We start from the raw sequence: 21,089 nt of genomic DNA, 5'->3' as shown, positions 1-21,089 counted from the left end.
CCCCGCCCCTTCCCGCCGTGCCGCATGTGCGGCTCCGCCGCGTGGCGGGCTCCGCCCCGGACCCCGTTCGCCTCAAGCGCCGGCGGGGCTGAATGTGCCGGCTACCGGCTACCCGCGTCGGCGGAGCCGGCCGGGACTCCTGGGGCTCCGCCCCAGACCCCGCGCCTCAAACGCCGGCGGGGCTGAAAATGCGCGGCGGGTGGGCAAAACCGGCCCTCGCTTCGAAAGCGGCGGGTCGGCAAAACCAGCCTCGCCGGCGATTGAGGCGCGGGGTCCGGGGCGGAGCCCCAAGACCCCGGCTCAGGCGCGGGCGAGGCTGGGCCGGTCAGGTGCGGCGGAGGCGGAGGGTGAGGAGTTGGAAGGGGCGGAGGGTCAGCGGGAGGGAGCCGTCCTCCGAGGCGGGGCCCAGGGCCGTGCCCGGGAGCGGGCGCTCCAGGAGGTCGGTTTCCGCGGCCGACGCGACCCGGAAGCCCGGCTTCAGGGTGGCATGCGCGCGCCCGCCCAGGGATTCGTACAGGCGGACCACCACGTCACCGCTGCGGTCCTCGGCCAGTTTCAGGGACTCCAGGACCACCGCACCCTCCGTCACCGCGACCAGCGGGGCGATCGGGCCCGCACCGGGCAGCACCCGCTCGGGCAGGTTCAGCGCGTGCCCCTCGCGCACCGCGTCCGCGATCCCGGCGCCCGGCGCGAGGGCGAACCGCAGGGTGTGCGCGCCCTGGTCGGTCTCCGGGTCGGGGTAGCGCGGGGCCCGCAGGAGGGACAGGCGGACGGTCGTGGTCTGGCCGCCGTCGGGGCGGACGTCACGCGTGACGTCGTGGCCGTACGTGGAGTCGTTGAGCAGGGCCACGCCCCAGCCCGGCTCCTCCACGTGGATCCACCGGTGGGCGCAGATCTCGAACTTGGCCGCCTCCCAGGAGGTGTTGGTGTGGGTGGCCCGGTACACGTGCCCGAACTGCGTTTCCGAGGCCGACCGGTCGGCCTTGACGTCCAGCGGGAAGGCGGCCTTCAGCAGCTTCTCCGTCTCGTGCCAGTCGACCTCCGTGACGATGTCGACCGTCCCGGCGCCCGCCCGCAGGGTGAGGTACTGGGTCGCCCTCGACCGGCCGAAGGAGCGGGCCACGCGCAGCGTCACCGCGTCCGGGCCGTCCGCCACGACCTCCAGCGAGTCGAGGTCCAGCAGGTCGGTGACGTTGTTGCGGTAGAAGGCGTCGATGTCCCACGCGTCCCACATGTTCGGGAAGTCCGGGTGGACCTGCAGCAGGTTGGCCGCCCCGCCCGGGGCCACCGCCTCCCGGCCGGCCGCCACGTCGTACGCCGAGACGATCAGCCCGCGGCCGTCGACCTCCACCCGCAGCCGCCCGTTGTCCAGGACGTGCCCGCCGCCGGTCCGCGGCGTGCGCCGCACCGGCCGGCCGGCCGCCGCCGGCCGGCCCGCGCCACCCGCCGGGACGCCGCGGCGGGCGTGCGGCGCGCAGTTGAAGACCAGCTCCGCGGTGGCCTCCCCGGCCAGCGCGAGCTGCGCCGCCAGCGTGATCGCCCGCAGCTCCTCGCCCACCCGCGCGTACGTCGCGCGGGCCTCGCGGTGCACCCAGGCAATGGACGACCCGGGCAGGATGTCGTGGAACTGGTGCAGCAGCACCGTCTTCCACAGCCGCTCCAGGTCCTCGTACGGGTAGGCGTACCCCGGCACCCGCACCGCCGCCGTGGCCGCCCACAGCTCGGCCTCGTGCAGCAGGGACTCGCTGCGCCGGTTGCCCTGCTTGGTCCGGGCCTGCGAGGTGTAGGTGCCGCGGTGCAGCTCCAGGTAGAGCTCGCCCGCCCAGACGGGGGCGTCCTCGTACTCGGCGCGGGCCTGCTCGAAGAAGGCGTCGGGCGTCTCGATCTCGACCCGCGGGGAGCCTTCGAGGTTCCGCTGGCGGGCGGCCCGGGCCAGGTGCTCGCGGGTGGGGCCGCCCCCGCCGTCGCCCCAGCCGAAGGGGACCAGGGAGCGCGACCCCCGGCCCTTCTCGCGGTAGTTGCGGGCGGCGTGGGCGAGCTGGGCGGCGCCGAGGTCGCTGTTGTACGTGTCGACGGGCGGGAAGTGGGTGAAGACGCGGGTGCCGTCGATGCCCTCCCAGCGGAAAGTGTGGTGCGGGAAGGGGTTCACCTGGGACCAGCAGATCTTCTGCGTCAGGAACCAGTGCGAGCCGGAGAGCCTGACGATCTGCGGCAGCGCGGCCGTGTAGCCGAAGGAGTCGGGCAGCCAGACGCCCCGGGTCTCGATCCCGAACTCGTCCAGGAAGAACTTCTTCCCGTACAGGAACTGCCGGACCATGGCCTCGCCGCCGACCATGTTGGTGTCGGACTCCACCCACATGCCGCCGACCGGCACGAAACGGCCCTCGGCGACCTTCTTCTTGATCCGCTCGAAGAGTTCGGGCCGATGGGTCTTGATCCACTGGAGCTGCTGCGCCTGCGACATGGCGTACACGAACTCGGGGTGCTCCTCCAGCAGTCCGAGCACGTTGGAGGTGGTCCGGGCCACCTTGCGGACGGTCTCGCGCAGCGGCCACAGCCAGGCCGAGTCGATGTGGGCGTGGCCGACGGCGCTGATCCGGTGCGCGGAGGCGTGGGCGGGCGCGGCGAGGACCGCGGCCAGCCGGGCGCGGGCGGCGGCCGCGGTGGCGGGCACGTCGGCCAGGTCCACCGCGTCGAGGGCCGCGTCGACGGCGCGAAGGATCTCGTACCGGCGGGCCTCGTCCTCGCCGAGCTGCATCATCAGGTCGTGGAGGACCTCCAGGTCCAAGGCGAGTTCCCAGACCTCGGTCTCGAAGACGGCGAGGTCCATCCGGGCGATCCGGTACAGGGGCCGGTCGCCGCTGGTGAGCCGGTCGCCCTCGTACGTGGGCCGGTGCTCGACGAGGACGGGGTTCGAGGCGGCTTCGACGTACCACTCGATCCGCTCGCCGCCGGCCGCGCGGTCGGCGACGCGGACCCAGTCGTTGTACGGGTTGAGCGCCTTGACCTCGCTGCCGTCGGCGCGGTGGACCAGGCCCTCGCACTGGAAGCCGGGCATCATCCGGTCGAAGCCCAGGTCGAGGACGGCCTCGACGGTACGGCCCGCCCATTCGGCCGGGACGGTGCCGGTGACCTTGAACCAGGTGGTGCCCCAGGCCGGCCCCCACTCCTCGCCGACGGCGCAGGGCCCGTACGGTGCGGCCAGCCCCTCGGCGACGGGCACGGGCTCGCCGGCGGCGTCCCAGCGCTCGATGGTGAGCGGGAGGGCGCCGGAGTACACGGCGGGCTTGATCCGCTCGCCCAGGACCCGGCGGAGGCGGTGTTCGGTGATGCTGCGGTCGTCGTGCATGCGGCGGCTCCGGGGTGTCTTTTCGTGGGCGGGAGGCGGCAGGGCGGCGGGCGACGGGGCGGAAGGCGGCGGGGGCGGGAGGCGCTCAGGTCTTGACCGCTCCCTCGCCGACGCCCTTGAAGAAGAAACGCTGGAGGGCGAAGAAGAGCAGCATCATCGGCAGCAGCGCGGCCATGGCGCCGGCGGCGATCAGGCGCTGGTCGTTGGTGGTGGTGGCCCCGGCGAGGGTCTTCAGGCCCAGTTGGAGCGTGTAGTGGTCGCTGTCGGTGAGCACCAGCAGCGGCCACAGGAAGTCGTCCCAGGCCCCCATGAAGCTCGTGATGCAGACGACGGCCAGCGAGCCCTTGGCGGCCGGGAGGAAGACCCGGGTGAAGCGGGTCCATTCGCCGGCCCCGTCCAGCACGGCGGCCTCCTCGATCTCCCGCGGCACGGCGAGGAAGGCCGAGCGCATGATCATGATGTTGAGGACGGAGACCGCGCCGGGGAGCCACACGCCGATGAGGGTGTCGACGAGGCCCATCCCGCGGATCGTGAGGAACATCGAGATCATCACGGACTCGAAGGGGAACATCAGGGTGGCCACGAGGAGGGTGAAGACGCTCGTGCGGCCCTTCCAGCCGGCTCGGGAGAGGGCGTAGCCGCCCATGGAGGCGAACAGCACGTTCGAGGTGACGGCCAGGGCGGCGACGGTGAGGGTGTTCGCGACGTAGCCGAGGAGCGGGAACGACTCGGCGACGCGGACGTAGTTGTCGAGGGTGGGGTGTGCGGGCAGCACGCCGTCGTAGACGTTCTCCGTGCGGCCGCGGATCGAGGTGAGGAACTGCCAGGCGATGGGCCCGAGCATCACCACCAGCATCAGGAGCAGCACGGCGTACCGGGCGGCGAGCGCGATGCGGCGGGGCGGTCCGGTCAGGGTGCTCACCCTTCGTCTCCCTTCGACAGGCGGCGGCCCAGCAGGCTGAAGGCCAGGGTGAGGAGGAACAGCAGGAGGGAGACGGCCGAGGCGTAGCCGGTCTCGCCGGCGAAGCCGAGGCCGACCTGGCGGATCAGGAAGGGCAGGGTGCGGGCGCCGCCGCCGGGGCCGCCGCTCTCGCCGCCCAGGATGTAGATCTCGGTGAAGACGCGCAGGGCTGAGATGGCGGAGAGGGTGCCGACCAGCAGCATCATCGGCTTCACCTGCGGGATCGTGATGCTGATGAAGCGGCGGACGGGGCCGGCGCCGTCGAGGGCGGCCGCCTCGTGGAGGGAGGCGGGCACGTTCCCGAGGGCGGCGAGGTAGAAGACCATGTAGTAGCCGAGGCCCTTCCACACGGTCACGATCATGGCGGAGACGAGCAGCACGCGGCTGTCGGTGAGGAAGGGGACCGGCTCGGAGACGAGCCGGAGCCTCGCGAAGACGGTGTTGACCAGGCCGTCGCTGCGCAGCACCCACTGCCAGATCAGGCCGACGACCACGGCCGAGGCGATCACCGGCGTGTAGAAGGCGGAGCGGAAGAACCCGATGCCGGGCACTTCCGCCTGCACCAGCACGGCGAGGGCCAGCGGCAGCAGGACCAGGCAGGGCACGACGACGAGCAGGTACAGCACGCTGTTGCCGGCTGCGGTCCAGAAGTCGGGGTCGGCGAAGGCGCGGGTGTAGTTGTCGAAGCCGACGAAGGTCCCGCCCTGGAGGATCCGGGCGTCGGTGAAGGACAGCACGACGGTGTTGACGAACGGCCACAGGCTGAACAGGACCACCGTCACCAGCCCGGGTGCGAGGAAGAGGTACGGGGTCCACCACGCCCGGTGCGGCAGCCCCGGTTCGGCCGCCGTGGTCCGCAGGGTCGCCGTACGGGTGCGGGCACGGGCGGGGGTCACTTGCGGGCCGCGTGGGCGAGGAGCTTGTTGGCCTCCTCCTGTGCCTTGCGTACGGCCGTCTTCGCGTCCTGCTCGCCCTGGATGGCCTTCTGCACCTCGCGTACGACGGCGTCGCCGACCTGGTTGGTCCACTGCACGGGGGTGTTGGCGTCGAGCGCGGCGGTCTTCAGCTGTTCGGCACCGACGGCGCGGGCGACGGTGTCCGCGTCCGTGCCGTCGCCGCGGTCGGCGAAGCGCGGGTCGGCGAGGCCCTGGGCGTTGGAGGGGTAGATGGTGGCGTTCTTCGAGAACTCGACCTGGTTGGGGCCGTTGGTGACCCACCGGGCGAACTCGGCCGCCGCGTCGAGGTGCTTGGTGTCCTTGCGGATGCCGAGCGACTGGGCGTAGATGCCGATGTGGCCGAGCCTGCCGGTGACGGCCGGTGCGACCTGCGTGTCGGCATAGACCTGCGGGGCGTTCTGTTTGATGTCCCGGACGAAACCCGGGGAGCCGGGGCCGAAGACGAGCTTTCCGCTGCCGTACAGCTGGTTGATGTCGTCGGCCTTGAGGAGGGACTCCTTGGGCATGGCGCCCTTGGCGTAGAGGTCCTTCATCCGCTCGACCCAGGCGACGGCCGTGGCGGTGTCGAAGGTGAACCGGTCCTGCTGGTCGTTGAGGATCGGGACGCCCATCTTCTGCCAGTCCCCGGGCAGCCGGCCCTTGGGATCGGCCATGAAGGCGGCGTACTGGCCGCCCGACGCGGCGGCGATCCGGTCCGCGCAGTCGAAGAACTGCTCGACGCTGGTCGGCGGCTTGTCGGGGTCCAGGCCGGCCTTGCGGTAGAGCTCCTTGTTGTAGGTGAGGATCTCCGGGGTGACGTACCAGGGGTAGGCGTACACGCCGTCGCCCTTGCCGGGGAGCCTGAACTGCTGCCAGGCGCCGGGCACGTACTCCTTGGCCGACTCGCCGTCGAGTCTGGCGACGTCGACGAGGAGGCCGCGGTCGCCGAGGAGCTGGAAGGAGTCGGTGGAGAGGTTGACCACGTCGGGGAGGGCTCCGGCCTGGGCGTCGGCGACGAGCTTCTCGTTGTAGCCGTCGCCGGGGACGTCCTCCCACTTCACCGTGGCCCCGGGGTACTTCTTCTCGAAGGCGTCGATGACGCCTTGGACGTACGCCGTGTACTTGGGCTTGAGCTGGAGGGTGCGGAAGGTGATCTCGCCGGACACCTCGCCGGTCCGCTGCGCCTCCTTCGCATCGGCCGGACCGCCGCCGAGGCCGCATGCGGAGGCGGACAGGAGGGTGCCCGCCACCAGGGTGGCGAGGGCGGTGCGGGGCAGGTGCGAACGGTTCATCGTCGGCCGCCTTAGGGGGAGTTCCGGCCTCGCTGCCGGAGCGCGGGGCCACGCTGACCGCGCGGGGCGGGCGCGTCAATGCGGCCGGGCCGGCGGTGGCCGAGCAGGCGCGCCTGTCCTTTCGGTCCGGGAGGTTCCGACGACAGACCGGAGCCGCTCCGTCAACACGGCGGCGACCTGGACTGATGCGCTTTAGTCGGGGAGTTCGCGGAAGGGGTGCCGATTTCCCCGGCGGAGGCGGTCCGGTGCCGGAGTTTGACTTCTTATGGCCGGTTCGGGAAATCGGCACTAATGCGGTTTAGCTGTCGTCGCTCCGGGCGATCCGGGCGGCGATCCCGTCCAGCAGGGCGGCCAGGCCGAAGGCGTACAGCGATCCGGGGGACAGCTCGGCCGCGGGCGCGGCGGCGGCGAAGTGCGGCAGGGCGCCGCTCGCCAGGACCGCGTCCATCCGGCCCTGCCGGGCAGCCATCCACTGCTCGCCGGTGATCCCGCTGGCCCGTTCGGCGCGTACCTCGGGCTCCAGGTCGACGGCTTGGCCGCGGACGTAGCCGAAGAGGGCGACCGCGGCGTGCATGCGGGTGTCGGCGTCGAGGCCGAGGCCGTCCAGGGCGGCCAAGGCCCACTCGATGTGCCGCATGCCGTGGGGCGCGAGGAGCGGACGGCCCAGGTGCAGGGCGCCGGCCAGCCAGGGATGCGCGCGGTACAGGCGCCACTGGAGCGCGGCGGACAGCTCCAGGCGGGCCCGCCAGCCCTCGGGCGGCTGCGCGGGCAGCGGCTCGCCCGCGAAGGCGGCGTCCACCATCAGCGCCACCAGCTCCTCCTTGCCCGCGACATGGCGGTACAGGGACATGGTCGGCATGCCCAGCTCGGCGGCGATCCGCCGCATGGTGAGCCCGGCCGTCCCCTCCACGTCGGCCAGCGCGACGGCCGCCCGGACGATCCGGGCCCGAACGGCCGGGTCGTCGGCGGCTGCGGCGCCGGCGGCGGCCGACCCGGCGCGCGGGCGGGGCGCGGCGTCGGCGACCACCGTCCCGACCCCGGGGACGGCCCGGACCAGGCCCTCGTGGCGCAGGGCGGCCAGGGCCTTGGTGGCGGTGGCCATGGCGACGCCCCACCGCTGGGTGATCGCCCGCGTGGACGGCACCCGGTCCCCCGGTGCGAGCTCGCCGACCTCGATCCGGCGCCGCAGCTCACCGGCGATCCGCGCATAGGGCGGCTGGTCTGGAGTCGTACGGGGCATGGGGCACACCCTAGTGCACTAGTACACCTGGCCTTTCAAGCACTAGTACGGATTCAACAAAAGACGACTTCACAGTGGCCGAGCACGCTCGTACGTTGTACACATGACGCAGACGCAGAGCACCCAGACCGCCGAGAACGACCAGCACGCCCAGAACGCCCAGAACAACCAGACCGCCCGGACCGTCCTGATCTCGGGCGCCGGAGTCGCCGACCCGGCCCTCGCCTACTGGCTGCACCACCACGGCTTCCGCCCCACCGTCGTCGAGCGGGCCCCGCAGATGCGGCACGGCGGGTACGCCGTCGACTTCCGCGGCGAGGCCCTGGACGTCCTGGACCGGATGGGCCTGCTGGAGCAGGTCCGGGCCTTGGACACCGAGATGGGCGACGCCGTGATGGTGGACGGGGCGGGCCGGCCGTACGCCACGCTGCCCGCCGTGGTCTTCGCCGGTGATCTGGAGGTCCCCAAGGGCAAGCTGACCAAGCTGTTGTACGAGGCCACCCGGCACACCGCCGAGTACCTCTTCGGCGACTCGATCGCCGCGCTGGAGGAGGACGGCGACGGGGTGCTGGTCACCTTCGATCAGGCGCCGCCGCGCCGCTTCGACCTCGTCGTCGGCGCCGACGGGCTGCACTCGCGGACGCGGGCCCTGGCCTTCGGCCCCGAGGAGCGGTTCGTGCGCCACCTCGGCATCCACACCGCCATCTTCGGCGTGCCGAACCATCTGGGCCTGTGCAACACCGGCCGGTTGTACGTCTCCCCCGGCAAGGCGGCCAACGTCTTCTCCGACGGCAGCAGCGCCGACCGGGCCCGCGCCGCCCTGCACTTCGCGGCCGACGGCCTGGAGTACGACCGGCACGACCGGGCGGAGCAGCGGCGCATCGTGGCCGAGCGGTTCGCGGGCGAGGCCTGGGAACTGCCCCGCCTGCTCGCGGAGATGGAGACCGCGGAGGACTTCTGGTTCGACGCCAACGCGCAGGTGGTGATGGACACCTGGGCCGCGGGGCGGGTCGTGCTCCTCGGCGACGCCGGCCACTGCGCGGCGCCGACCTCGGGGCGCGGCACCTCGCAGGCGCTGATCGGTGCGTACGTCCTGGCCGGTGAGCTGGCCCGGGCGGGCGGCGACCACGGGGCCGCGTTCGCCGCATACGAGGCGTACATGCGCCCCTTGGTGGCCGAGCACCAGGCGGTGGGGCGGGAGGGCGCCGAGCGGTTCTTCATGCCCGCCCCCACGCAGGAGGTGCTGGACATGCTGGCGGCCAACGCTCCGGAGCAGGCCCGCACGGAGCCGGTGCGCCTGCCCGACTACGCGGCGGCCCGCTGACCGTGCTCACTGTTCGACCGACGCCCCGGGAGCTACAAGGTCGGCGGGGTCGGTGTTCGCGCCGCACAGGACCACGGCCACCCGCTCCCCCAGCGGCTCCGGCGCCCCGCGTACGGCGGCCAGGGCCGTGGCGGCGCCGACCTCGACCACGATGCGGTGCTCCTCCCACAGGGCCCGCCGGGCGGCGGTGATGGCGCTGTCCGGGACCAGCACCGAGCTCACGCCGGGATGCCGGGCTGCGGCCAGCGCGTCCGCCGAGACGCGGGCCGCGCCGAGCGAGTCGGAGGCCACCGAGTCGACGGTGACGTCCACGGGCCGGCCCGCCTCCAGCGCCGCGTTCAGGGCCCGGCAACCCTCGGGCTCGGCTGCGACGACGCGGATGCCGTGCTCCCGGGCGGCGGTGGCCACCCCGGCCAGCAGCCCGCCGCCGCCGACCGCGACGACGACCGTGTCCACGCCGGGCAGCCCGGCCCGGATGTCGTCCACCAGGGTGCCCGCGCCGGCCGCGATGAGCGGGTGGTCGTACGCGTGGCTGCTCAGGGCGCCGCTCGCCGCGGCGAACTCCCGGCAGGCGGCCAGCGCGTCGGCGTACCGCTCCCCGACGAGCCGTACGTCGGCCCCGTACCGGGCGAGCCGCTCCACCTTGACGCGCGGCGCGGTCGCCGGCAGGAACACGGTGGCGGGGACGCCCTGCGCGCGGGCCGCCCAGGCGCAGGCGAGGCCGGCGTTGCCGCCGGAGGCGATGGTGACGCCGGTGTCGGGGAGGGTGCCGGCGGCGCGGTGCGCGGCGAGGAAGTTGTGGGCGCCGCGGGCCTTGAAGGAGCCGGTGTGCTGGAGGTACTCCAGCGCGTACCAGAGGCCGTCGGCGGCGGGCACCACGGCGGCGGGGCGCACGGCCCCGGCTATCCGGTCGGCGGCCGCGCGCACCGCGGCGGCGTCGAGCTGCTGTTCCACGATCGCTCTCCCTTCGACTGTGCGGTCAGGCCCCGTCGGGCCGGGCCGCCTCGATCAGCTGGCGCAGGGCGCCGTAGTACACCTCGTGGTCGGTCAGGGCGGGCAGTACGTCGGCCAGCCCGGCCGAGAGCACGGGGAACTCCTCGGGATCCAGTGCGGCGAGGGCCGCCCGCGAGGCGGCGGTGGCCGCGGCCGGGTCGCGGTGGTCGACGAAGGCGGCGCAGCCGAGCGTGAGCAGGTAGAGGCGGCGGTAGACGGTCACCGCCTCGACGAGGGTCATCCCGGCGGCCACGCTGTCGGTGAGGGCGGGTTCGACGAGCCGCGCCAGCAGCCGGCGGCCCATCCAGGGGCGGCCGCCGCGCAGGGCCGGCAGGCCCGGATGTGCGACGAGCAGCCGGTACAGGGCGGTGAACCGCAGCTCGGTCGCCTCGGCCCAGCCGGTTCCGGGCGGGATCTCGGGCAGGAGGCCGGCCAGGTGCTCGGTGCACAGGTCGAGCAGGCCCGCCAGGTCGGTGCAGCGGCGCTGGACGGTGGCGTGCGAGACGCCGAGCCGGTCGGCGAGGGCGCGGAAGCTGAGCGCTCCGGGGCCCTGCTCGTCCAGGATCTGCAGGGCGGCGACCGCGATCGCCTCGGGGGTCGCGTGTTCCAGGGCCGTTGATCTCCTCGGCATGGATACACCGTATCAGCCGGTGTAACTTCCGGTGTATCTGCCGCCGTGTCTTTCGTTGTGTCAACGTCGTGTCCTCCGCCGTATCGGTCAGCGTCACCCAGGCGCACCTACCCGATCGTGTGATCGCGGGTACACCCGAATTGCTGGTCATCGGGCCACGACCCGCACATGGCGTTGACAGGGAGTAGTCACGCGGCTGCACTGGGCGGCACCTGCCCCACTGCAAGGAGTCCCTCGTGCCGCCTCGCCTGCGTACGTCGCTCCCTTCTCTGACCGCGGCCGCCCTGCTCGCCCTCTGCCTCGCCCCGGTCCCGGCGACGGCCGAGCCCACCGCCACCTCGGACACCCCGCTCGCGCCGACCCCGCCCATGGGCTGGAACAACTGGGCGCACTACATGTGCGACATCGACGAGGCCAAGGTGGTCGCCAACGCCGACGCGCTGGTCGCGAGCGGGCTGGCGGCCAAGGGCTACGACACGGTGACCGTCGACGACTGCTGGATGACCAAGAGCCGGGACGAGCAGGGCGCGCTGGTCGTCGACACGCAGAAGTTCCCGCACGGGATGGCCTGGCTGGGCGAGTACCTGCACGCCAAGGGGCTGAAGTTCGGCATCTATGAGGACGCCGGCTCGCTCACCTGCGAGAAGTACCCCGGCAGCGGCTCCCCCGACGGCGGCGGCGCGGACCACTACGCGCAGGACGCACGGCAGTTCGCGGCCTGGAAGGTCGACTACGTCAAGATGGACGGCTGCAACCTGTGGGTGCCGCCCGGGAAGACGAAGGAGGAGGCCTACCGCGACGCCTACCACGCCGTGGCCGACGCGCTGCGCGACAGCGGCCGGACCATGGTGCTCTCGGCCTCGGCCCCCGCCTACTTCCAGCAGGGCGAATGGGGCGGCCCCGACTGGCACAGGGTGCTCGGCTGGGTCGGCGAGACCGGCCAACTGTGGCGCGAGGGCAAGGACATCAAGGTCTACAACCCCGCCGCGCCGGCCACCTCCCGCTGGAGCTCCGTCCTCGGCAACTACGGCTACAACCGCTGGCTCGGCCGGTACGCGGGCCCCGGGAACTGGAACGACCCGGACTTCCTGATCGCCGGCGCCCCCGGGCTCACCGACGCCGAGAGCCGCACCCAGGTCGGCCTGTGGGCGATGATGGCCGCCCCGTTCATCCTGTCCTCCGAGGTCTCCAAGCTCACCCCGGGCGGACTGGCCGCCCTCGGCAACGACGACCTCATCGCCCTGGACCAGGACCCGATGGGCCGCCAGGGCGCGGTGGTCTCCGCCAACGCCACCTTCGAGGTGCTGGCGCGGCCGCTGGCGGGCGGCGACCGCGCCGTCGCCGTGCTCAACCGCTCGGGCAGCACCCGGAACATCTCGGTCCCGCTCGCCGACATCGGCCTGTACGGGTGCACGGTCACCGCCAAGGACCTGTGGAGCGGCGCGAGCACCCAGGTCGCCACCTCCCTGACCGGGACGCTGGCCGGGCACGACACCGCCGTGTGGCGGCTCACCCCGGGCCGCGGCTGCGGCGGGGCCGTCCCCACCGGGCAGGTGACGGGCAACGGCGCCACCTGCGCCGACGGCGCCAACACCACCGGGACCGGGGCCGTGGTCCTGGCCCCGTGCACGGCCGGAGCCGACCAGCGGTGGGTGCTCGGCGGCGGCGCGACCCTGCGGCTGGCCGGTCAATGCCTGTCGGCGGGCGAGGACGGCGCCGTGGAGCTGGCCCGGTGCGCGCCCGGGCAGCCCGGGCAGAGCTGGAGCCACCGCCGGGACGGCGCCCTGGTCGAGGACGTGAGCGGGCTGTGCCTGACGGCGCCAGCGGCGGCCGCCACGCCGGACGCGCCGACGCCGCGGCTGCGCCTGGAGGCCTGCGGCGACCACCGCACCGACCAGGCCTGGTCCCTGCCGGTCTGACGCACCGCCGGCCCGCGGGCCGGATCCCGGGCGCCCAACGCCGCGGGGTCCGGCCCGGAACACCCCTGCCGCGTCCACGGGGCGCACCCGCCGACACCTCCGGTGTCCCTGGCGCATGCCGTGATCCAGCACACGACCGAGCGGACGACGGACCCATGACGAACCACCCCGACTGCACGCGGGCGGCGACGGACCCGCAGCCGCGGCTCCCCCGCCGCCGGACCCGCCGCCCCCGCACCCTGGCCGCGCTGCCCGCCGCCCTGCTGGCCCTGGTCTGCGCGGGGATCGCCCCGGGTGCGGCCGCCCCGGCCCGCGCCGCTGCCGGACCGGCCCCTGCCGGTGCGTACGGAGCAGCCGGCGCGCAACCGTCCCGGAGCTTCGACACCGGCCCCGCGCGGGCCGCGCTGAAGCGGCTGCTGCCGCGCCACGCCGCCCAGTTCACGCTCGTCGCCGACCCGGCGGCGGCGGGCCGGCCCGACACCTTCACCGTGTCGGGGAGGGCCGGTGCGATCACCGTCCGCGCCACCACCGGGGCCACCCTCCTCACCGGCGTCGGCTGGTACCTCCAGCACGTCGCCGGCGCCGACATCGGCTGGCCCGGCGACAGCCTCGGCCAGCTGCCCGCGCGGCTGCCGGCCGTGCCCGCGCCGGTCACCCGCAGTGCCCTCGTCCCGCACCGGTACGCCCTCAACGACACCGACGACGGCTACTCGGGCCCGTACCGCACCTTCGAGCAGCACCGGCGGCAGATCGACCTGCTGGCCCTGCACGGCATCAACGAGGTGTTCGTGCAGGTCGGCGCGGAGTACCCGTACTACCGGGCGCTCCAGGGCTTCGGCTACTCGGCCGCGGAGCTGCGGGAGTGGATCCCCGCCCCCGGCCACCAGAGCTGGTGGCTGCTGCAGAACCTGAGCGGCTTCGGCGGCCCCGTCTCCGAGCGGCTGATGCGCGAGCGCGCCGAACTCGGGGCGAGGATCGCCGAGCAGCTGCGCGGGCTCGGCATGACCCCGGTGCTGCCCGGCTACTTCGGGACCGTGCCGCCGGGGTTCGCCGCCCGCAACGAGGGGGCGCGGACCGTGGCGCAGGGCGACTGGGCGGGCTTCGACCGGCCCGACTGGCTGGACCCGTCCTCGCCGGCGTTCCCGAAGGTGGCCGCCGCGTACTACGCGGAGCAGCGCGCGGTGTTCGGGGACAGCGCCATGTACCGGATGAGCCCGCTGCACGAGGGCGGCACGGCCGGCGCGGTCGACGTCGGGGCGGCGGCCGGCGCGGTCCAGTCGGCCCTGCACGCCGCGCACCCCGGGGCGCTGTGGGCGGTGCTGGGCTGGCAGGACAGCCCCCGCAAGGAGCTGCTGGCGGGGGTCGACACCTCGAAGCTGCTGATCCTGGACGGGCTGTCCGACCGGTACAACCGCCTGGACCGGGAGACCCGCTGGGGCGGGGCGCCGTACGCGCTGGGCACGATCTACAACTTCGGCGGGCACACCACCGTCGGCGCCAACACCTCCGTGTGGATCGACCGGTTCGGCTCCTGGCGGGCCAAGGACGCCAGTGCGCTGCGCGGCACCGCGTACCTGCCGGAGGCGACCGGCACCAACCCGGCCGCGTTCGACCTGTTCACGGACCTTGCCTGGGAGCCGGGGCCGATCGACCAGCGGGCGTGGTTCGCCGGTTTCGCGGCCCGGAGGTACGGGCGGCCGGACGCCGAGGCCGCCGCCGCGTGGGAGGAGCTGCGCAAGGGCCCGTACAGCACCTCCTCCGGCCTGTGGTCGGAGTCCCAGGACAGCCTGTTCACCGCCCGGCCGAGCCTGACCGCGGCGGGGGCGGCGTACTGGAGCCCCAAGTCGATGCGCTACCCGGCCGATTCGGTACGGCGGGCCCTGGAGCACCTGCTGAAGGTGGATCCGCGGCTGCGCAGCTCCAGCGCGTACCGCTTCGACCTGGTGGACACGGCCCGCCAGGCCCTCGCCAACCACTCGCGGGTGCTGCTGCCGAGGATCAGGGCCGCGTACGAGGCCGAGGACCTGGCCGCGTTCCGGGAGCTGACCGCCGCCTGGGCGGACGCGGAGCGGCGGCTGGACGCCCTGACGAGCTCCGACCCGAACTTCCTGCTCGGGCCCTGGCTGGCCGCGGCCCGGTCGTGGGGCGCGGACGGGGCGGAGAAGGACCGGTACGAGTACGACGCCCGGTCGATCCTGAGCGTGTGGGGCCGGCACAGCACCAGCGAGGGCGGCTTCCTGCACGACTACGCGAACCGGGAGTGGGGCGGCCTCATCCGCGAGCTGTACGCACCGCGCTGGGCGGCCTACTTCGCGGCGCTGGAGGAGGCGCTGGTGAAGAAGGCGGCGCCGCGGGAGATCGACTGGCACGCCTTCGAGGAGGCGTGGGCGCGGCGGACCACGCCGCAGCCGGGCGGTGCGGGCGGCCCGACGGGGAACCCGTACGCGCTGGCGGCCGGGGTGTCCTCGGCCCTCGCGGCGGCCGAGCAGCCGGCCGGACGGCTCACCCGCGGCGGGTGAGGCTTGCGCCCGCCGTCACTCGTCCGGGGGAATCTCGCCGCTCCTGGGAGGGAGAACCCGGCGGCACAGCGCCGCGCCGGGCGGGCACTCGCTTCACTGGCCCGGAAGCGGACCGGGGCGCTTGCCGGAACGATCCGGCGACCGCCCCTCTGCCGACGCCGTGACGGCCCGACGCGAGCAGGAGTGCACCGAGCATGCCCCAGACCGGACACGAGCGGCCCGGACGACCCGTGCAGCACACGCCCGGCTGCGACCGGCCCCAGGAGGTACCACGGCCCGCCGACCCGCGTGAGCTGCTCACGGACGGGGTGGTGGAGCTCCGCAAGCGCGGCGAACTCGCGGCCGGTCCGTCGGACGAGGACACCGAGGACCCGCTGGCAACCATGGCCCGACGAACAGCCGAACGAGCCACCCAACGCATCGCCGCCAAGTCCCGAACCCGCGCCTAGCGCGACGCACATCAAGCCCGCGCGGCGCACACTGAGCCCGCGCGGCGATTGAGCGCACCGGGCGCGCAGCGCACGGAACACAAGCCGGACACGCGCGGCGGGGACCGGCCCCGCCCGCGGCAAAACAAGCCCGCGCGGCGATTGAGCGCACCGGGCGCGCAGCGCACGGAACACGGGCATGCCGCGCCACACTGGAACCCGTGACCGGAGTGAAGGCAGGCCTCGGGCGCCGGCGCAGCCTCCTGGGCGGCGCCGTGAGCGGGCTGGTCGCGGCCTTCGCGGGCCTCGCCGTGGCCGAGCTGGCCGCGGCGGCGGTCCGGCCCGAGGCCGCCCCGGTGACCGCGGTCGGCGGGGCCGTGGTCGACCTCACGCCCGCGGCCCTGAAGGAGTGGGCGATCCGGCAGTTCGGGACCGCCGACAAGCTGGTGCTCGCGCTCGGGATCATCCTCGTCCTGGGAGCGGTGGCGGCCGCCGCCGGGGTGCTCGCGGTCCGCCGGCTGCCGGCGGGCCTCGCCGTGGCGGGCGCGTTCGGGCTGGTCGGGGCCGTGGCCGCAACGAGCCGGCCGGAGGCGTCCTGGCGCGATGCGCTCCCCTCGCTGGCGGGCGGGCTGGCCGCGGCCGGGGTGCTGTACCTGCTGGTGCGCGCGCTGCTCCGACCGCGCCAGGCCGGTGCACCGCCGGGCGGAGCCGGCGCGCTGGACCGGCGCGGCTTCGGCCGGCTGGTCGCCGCCACGCTCGCCGCCTCAGCCGGCATCGGCTACGCGGGCCGCCGCCTCGGCGCGTACAGCTCCCTCGGGGCCGGCACCTCCCGGGCGGGCCTGGTGCTGCCGCAGCCGGACGTGCCCGCCCCGCCCGTGCCGCCCGGCGCGGAGCCGGCGGTGCGCGGGATCTCCCCCTTCCTCACCCCGGCCCGGGACTTCTACCGGGTGGACACCGCCCTGGTGGTGCCGCGCGTGGACGCCGACACCTGGCGGCTGCGGATCCACGGCGAGGGCGTCGCGCGTCCGGTGGAGCTGGACCTGCGCGCGCTGCTGGCCCGCCCGCTCGTCGAGCACGACATCACCCTCACCTGCGTGTCGAACGAGGTCGGCGGCCCGTACGCGGGCAACGCCCGCTGGCTCGGCGTGCGCCTCGCCGACCTGCTGCACGAGGCGGGCGTACGGCCGCCCTCCCGCGGCGGCCCGGCCGACCAGCTGGTCGCGCGCTCCGTGGACGGCATGACCATCGGCACGCCCGTGGAGACCGTCATGGACGGGCGGGAGGCGCTGCTCGCCGTCGGGATGAACGGCGAGCCGCTGCCCTTCGCCCACGGCTTCCCCGTCCGCATGGTCGTCCCGGGCCTGTACGGCTACGTGTCCGCCTGCAAGTGGCTGCGCGAGCTGCGCCTGACCCGCTTCGCCGCGTACGACGCCTACTGGGCGCGCAGGGGGTGGGCGGCGCAGGCCCCGGTGAAGACGCAGTCCCGCATCGACACGCCCCGCCCGTCCGCCGAACCCCTCGCGGGCCGGGTGGCGGTGGCCGGGGTGGCGTGGGCGCAGCACCGCGGGATCGCCCGGGTGGAGGTACGGGTCGACGGGGGCCCGTGGCAGGAGGCCCGGCTGGCGGACGCGGACGGCGTCGACACCTGGCGGCTGTGGTCCTGGCCCTGGGAGGCGACCCCGGGCCGGCACACGCTGCAGGTCCGGGCCACGGACGGGGGCGGCGCCGTCCAGACGGAGGAGGTCCGGCCGCCCGTGCCCGACGGGGCGACGGGCCTGCACACGGTGACGGTGCACGTCCGGCCGCGCCCGGCGGCCACGGCGGCCGGCGCGGCGGCACGGACAGGGTGACGGTCGGCCGGTCGGCCGGGGCCAAAAGGGGAGCAAACCGTACATTTAGCCATCCCCTTCCCTCCGGATGGGCGGAGAGCAACGTCAGGAGCCGGCCCCCGTGGAGCTCACCAGTACCCCGCTGTTCGTCACCCTGATCACCGTCACCGTGCTCGCGATGCTGGCCGCGCTGCTGCTGTGGAACCGGATCCCGGGCCCCGGGTGGGTGCGCTGGCCGGCGCGGGTGCTGATGCTCGCCGTGTGCCAGCTGACCGCCATCACCGTGACCGCCGCGTGGATCAACGGCAGCTACGGGCTCTACTCCTCCTGGGACGAGCTGCTGGGCACCGGGAACGGGCAGGACGCCTCCGCGATGACCGGGCCGACGACGAGCCGGGCCCGCTTCGCGCCGGGCGGTGACGGCACGCAGACCGCCTGGTTCCGCGGTACGCACTCGAAGCTGGCCGGCCAGGTGATCGTGTGGACTCCGCCCGAGTACCGGGCCCCGGGTGCGCAGCGGACCCGGTTCCCGGTGCTGGTGCTGCTGCACGGCTACCCGGGCTCGCCGCGGACGTGGATCGACCTGGGCGGGATGCCGGGCGCGCTGAAGCAGCTGATCGCGCTGGGCGCGTCGCGCCCGTTCATCCTCGTGATCCCGGAGATCTACCCGGGCGGGGTGAACACCGACTGCAGCAACACGCCCGGCCGGAAGGTGGCCGACTGGCTCGCGCGGGACGTGCCGGAGCTCGTCGCGAAGAACTTCCGCACGCTGCGCGAGCCCGCGGGCTGGGGGCTGCTGGGCGTGTCCACCGGGGGGTTCTGCGCGGCGAAGCTGCCGCTGCAGTACCCGAAGGTGTTCCGGGCCGGAGCGGCCCTGGACCCGGACCCGTTGACCGGCGACCCCGAGGTGCTGCCCGATGCGGTGCTGCGGGAGCGCAACAGCCCGATGTGGCTGGTCCGGCAGGCGCGGAAGGCCGACGTCGGGCTGTTCCTGGCCACCTCCGCGCAGGACCGGGAGAGCCCGCCGCAGCAACTGGACGCGTTCGTCCGGGCCGCGGCGGGCAGCGGGGTCCGCGTCAAGACCCTCGTCCGGCCCGCCGGCGGCCACAACTTCCAGACGTGGAGCGGGATGTACCCCGATGCGCTGGGCTGGCTGAGCACCGAGCTGTCGGCGCCTGTCACCGGCCACGGCCGGTGACAGGCGGGTGGCGGCGTCGGCGAACAGACTGAAGCGGTACGTTCTGTGCCCGCCCGGGCCCCCCGCCGCCCGCCGCGCGGGACCCGCCCGGTCGACCGTACGGGCCGACCCACCCGTCCGGGAGGACGCCCACGACCCGCCACCTCCGGCGGCGGGCGCTCGGCCCGCTCGCCCTGCTCTCCGCACCGGCGCTGGTGCTGCCGGCGGTCGTTCCCGCGGCCGCCGCCCGGCCGGCGGCCGCAGTGACCGCCCCGTCGATCGGGCGTGGGGGAGGTCGTGGGCGTCGCCGGTGGTGGTCGCGGTCTCCTCCACGCCCCAGTCGATGCCGATGGCACGGCCGGTGGCGGGCAGGACCTCGGGCACCGCGGCGGCCACGAACGAGGCGTACCAGTGCCCGAGGCTGTCCCGGTACACACGCACCGACGACGGAGCGGACGGAAGGTCACGCGACCACACCACGGTCAGGACGATCCCGCCGGCCAGGTGCAGGCGGCGTCCTGCAGGCGGAAGCCGCGCTGGGTGTGGTTCGGCGTGGGCAGCGCCTCGCGCTTCTTCGCCTTGATGTCCTTCAGCGCCTTCACCCAGACCGTGGACCGTGCGGGGCACCGCCACGCACTCGTTCCACACCCACCTGCACCGCGCCCACTCGCCCTCCAGAGCAGCGAGCGCGGTCGACGACACACGCAGCCGAAACGTGTACCGGGCGGGCCCGGCCACGTCGACCACCACCTCTGATGCCGTCATGACGATCAACCTGTACGCCCCCACCGACAAAAGGCCGGGGCTTCCCGGGAGAAGCCCGATGGCCTACGCCCGCGGCCTGCCGGGGCGGACCGGAAGGGCCTGGACGCTGTTGCCGATGAAGCTGCGCTGGCGGGGCAGTTCGGCCTCGGGGACGGCGAGGTCGAGGTCCGGGAAACGGGTGAAGAGCCGTTCCAGGGCGATCGTGGCCTCCAGCCGGGCCAGCGGGGCGCCGACGCAGTAGTGAGCCCCCTGCCCGAAGGAGAGGTGCCGGGCCGCGCCGGGCCGGGTGACGTCGAAGCGGTCGGCGTCCGGGCCGTGGAAGGCCGCGTCGCGTCCGGCGGCGGTGTAGCCGGCGAGGACCGGGGTGCCCTGCGGGATCACGGTGCCGCCGAGGGGCAGGTCGCGGGTGGGGTAGCGGAAGGGGAACCAGCTGACGGGGCCGTCCCAGCGCAGCGTCTCGTCCACCACGTCCGACCAGCCGGCCTTGCCGTCCAGGACCAGCGCCAGCTGGTCGCGGTGGGTGCACAGGGCCCGTACGGCATTGCTGATCAGGTTGAGGGTGGTCTCGTGACCGGCGACCAGCATCAGGCGCATGGTGCCGATGAGTTCGGCCTCGCTGAGCCGGTCGCCGTCGTCCTCGCGGGCGGCTATCAGGGCGCTGGTCAGGTCGTCGCCGGGGGCGGCCCGGCGGGCGGCCGCGATCGTGCCGAGCAGCTCGACGAGCTCGCGTACGGCGGCCAGCACCTCCGCCGGGGTGGTGTCGGTGGCGATGACCACCGTGTAGGTGAGGTCGTGGAGCCGGCCGCGGTGTTCGGGGTCCACGCCGAGCAGTTCGCAGATGACGCTCAGCGGGAGCGGGAGCGCGAAGTGGGTGCGCAGGTCCGCGATGCCGTCGGGGTCCTCGGAGGCGGCCCGGCCGAGGTCGTCGAGCAGGCCGGCGGTCAACTCCTCGATGCGGGGGCGCAGCCGCTCCACCTGGCGGGCGGTGAAGGCGTTGCCGACGAGGGAGCGCAGGCGGCGGTGGTCGGCGCCGTCGGCGGTGTGCATGCCCTGGGCGTTGGCGAAGACCCGCAGGGGCCAGTCGGCGGGGATCGTGCCGTCGTTCAGGGCCGGGCAGTGGCGGGAGTCCTTGGCCACGTCGGGGTGGGAGAGGAACTCCTTGAGCGCGTCGTGCCCCAGGACGACCGCTGCGGGCACCCCGCCGGGCAGCACGATGTCCGCGACGGGCCCCTGCGACGCCCGCAGGGCGGCGTTCAGGGCGTGCGGGCAGCCGCCGGCGGGGTCGACGGTGTGGGCGGGGGCGGGAGGGTGCGAGGACAAGCCGGTTCTCCTGACCGTATGGACGAATACCGGCCAACAGTGCGGCTTCCCTCCGGGGTTGTACAAGGGGCCCACCCCACTCCCGCCCACGCCCCGCCCTCCGGGGCACCCCCTCCAACCGGCTCCGCCGCCATCTGTGACGGGGCCCTGGCCGCCGTCCCCTTTGACGGGGGTTGGCATTTTCGGCCCCGCCGGCGCTTGAGGCACGGGGCCTGGGGCGGAACCCCAGAAGCCCAGCCGACTCCGCCGCCACCTGAGGCCGGCGCCTCCCCATCCCGGCTCCCGCCGAGGCCTGGAACCGGGGTCCGGCAATTCCAGCCCCGCCGGCGTTTGAGGCGCGGGGCCTGGCGGCGGCGCCCCAGGGAACCCGGCTCCGCCGGGCACCGGGCTCCGCCCGGACCCGCGCC

Annotated in this window: 14 protein-coding genes and 1 pseudogene; 6 read left to right on the top strand and 9 right to left on the bottom strand. The window is 74.4% G+C overall.

All coding sequences use genetic code 11. The features are described 5' to 3' along the window. Window positions 1-325 precede the first annotated feature (325 nt). The 5 genes from AB0F11_RS30885 to AB0F11_RS30865 form a co-directional block, all read right to left on the bottom strand. Window positions 326-3,349, bottom strand: coding sequence for a glycoside hydrolase family 38 C-terminal domain-containing protein (locus tag AB0F11_RS30885; protein ID WP_362180729.1), 3,024 nt, complete (start codon window positions 3,347-3,349; stop codon window positions 326-328). An 85-nt stretch (window positions 3,350-3,434) separates the two neighbouring features. Beyond that, window positions 3,435-4,271, bottom strand: a complete 837-nt coding sequence (locus tag AB0F11_RS30880) for a carbohydrate ABC transporter permease (RefSeq protein ID WP_362180726.1) — start codon at window positions 4,269-4,271, stop codon at window positions 3,435-3,437. Beyond that, window positions 4,268-5,143: a sugar ABC transporter permease gene (locus tag AB0F11_RS30875; protein WP_362180762.1), complete on the bottom strand. Its 876-nt coding sequence runs from the start codon at window positions 5,141-5,143 to the stop codon at window positions 4,268-4,270. Before AB0F11_RS30875 ends, AB0F11_RS30880 begins: the two co-directional genes overlap by 4 nt. A 59-nt stretch (window positions 5,144-5,202) precedes the next feature. Continuing rightward, the gene (locus tag AB0F11_RS30870) at window positions 5,203-6,537 is read right to left on the bottom strand and encodes a sugar ABC transporter substrate-binding protein (protein ID WP_362180723.1); all 1,335 of its coding nucleotides are present in this window, start codon (window positions 6,535-6,537) and stop codon (window positions 5,203-5,205) included. A gap of 298 nt (window positions 6,538-6,835) precedes the next feature. Continuing rightward, entirely contained in the window at window positions 6,836-7,777 is a 942-nt protein-coding gene (locus tag AB0F11_RS30865) for a TetR/AcrR family transcriptional regulator C-terminal domain-containing protein (RefSeq protein ID WP_362180720.1), read from the bottom strand. Window positions 7,778-7,880: 103 nt separating this feature from the next. On the opposite strand from AB0F11_RS30865, the gene AB0F11_RS30860 reads away from it, so the two are divergent. After that, window positions 7,881-9,101, top strand: a complete 1,221-nt coding sequence (locus tag AB0F11_RS30860; protein WP_362180717.1) for an FAD-dependent monooxygenase — start codon at window positions 7,881-7,883, stop codon at window positions 9,099-9,101. 6 nt (window positions 9,102-9,107) lie between these two features. Here AB0F11_RS30860 and AB0F11_RS30855 read toward each other — a convergent pair whose 3' ends face one another. Both AB0F11_RS30855 and AB0F11_RS30850 read right to left on the bottom strand, forming a co-directional pair. After that, entirely contained in the window at window positions 9,108-10,055 is a 948-nt protein-coding gene (locus AB0F11_RS30855) for a serine/threonine dehydratase (protein ID WP_362180714.1), read from the bottom strand. A 25-nt stretch (window positions 10,056-10,080) separates the two neighbouring features. Next, on the bottom strand, window positions 10,081-10,725 hold the full coding sequence (locus AB0F11_RS30850; RefSeq protein ID WP_362180711.1) for a TetR/AcrR family transcriptional regulator: 645 nt from the start codon (window positions 10,723-10,725) through the stop codon (window positions 10,081-10,083). 236 nt (window positions 10,726-10,961) lie between these two features. Here AB0F11_RS30850 and AB0F11_RS30845 point away from each other — a divergent pair, with 236 nt between their 5' ends. From AB0F11_RS30845 to AB0F11_RS30825, 5 genes are all read left to right on the top strand, one after another. Then, window positions 10,962-12,644 (top strand): ricin-type beta-trefoil lectin domain protein, encoded by a 1,683-nt coding sequence (locus AB0F11_RS30845; RefSeq protein ID WP_362180709.1) that lies wholly within the window; start codon window positions 10,962-10,964, stop codon window positions 12,642-12,644. Window positions 12,645-12,799: 155 nt separating this feature from the next. Further along, a complete protein-coding gene (locus AB0F11_RS30840; protein WP_362180708.1) occupies window positions 12,800-15,163 on the top strand; it encodes an alpha-N-acetylglucosaminidase in 2,364 nt (787 codons plus the stop codon). Window positions 15,164-15,357: 194 nt separating this feature from the next. After that, window positions 15,358-15,612, top strand: a complete 255-nt coding sequence (locus AB0F11_RS30835; protein ID WP_362180706.1) for a hypothetical protein — start codon at window positions 15,358-15,360, stop codon at window positions 15,610-15,612. A gap of 209 nt (window positions 15,613-15,821) precedes the next feature. Beyond that, window positions 15,822-17,441 carry a molybdopterin-dependent oxidoreductase gene (locus tag AB0F11_RS30830; protein ID WP_362180759.1) on the top strand — a complete coding sequence of 540 codons (1,620 nt, stop codon included), beginning with the start codon at window positions 15,822-15,824 and terminating at the stop codon, window positions 17,439-17,441. Window positions 17,442-17,541: 100 nt separating this feature from the next. Further along, window positions 17,542-18,618: an alpha/beta hydrolase-fold protein gene (locus tag AB0F11_RS30825; RefSeq protein WP_362180703.1), complete on the top strand. Its 1,077-nt coding sequence runs from the start codon at window positions 17,542-17,544 to the stop codon at window positions 18,616-18,618. Window positions 18,619-18,876: 258 nt separating this feature from the next. Here AB0F11_RS30825 and AB0F11_RS30820 read toward each other — a convergent pair. Beyond that, window positions 18,877-19,362 (bottom strand): annotated as a pseudogene (locus tag AB0F11_RS30820) (RNA-guided endonuclease TnpB family protein); the annotation flags it as partial. Between the two features lie 63 nt (window positions 19,363-19,425). Beyond that, complete coding sequence (locus AB0F11_RS30815; RefSeq protein ID WP_362180700.1) at window positions 19,426-20,682, bottom strand: cytochrome P450; 1,257 nt, start codon at window positions 20,680-20,682, stop codon at window positions 19,426-19,428. Window positions 20,683-21,089: the final 407 nt, after the last annotated feature.

It is taken from the genome of Streptomyces sp. NPDC032472 (assembly GCF_040636955.1).
Classification (GTDB): Bacteria; Actinomycetota; Actinomycetes; order Streptomycetales; family Streptomycetaceae; genus Streptomyces.
The sequence above is the reverse complement of the archived record's forward strand: the minus strand, read 5'-3'. Positions and strand labels throughout refer to the sequence as shown.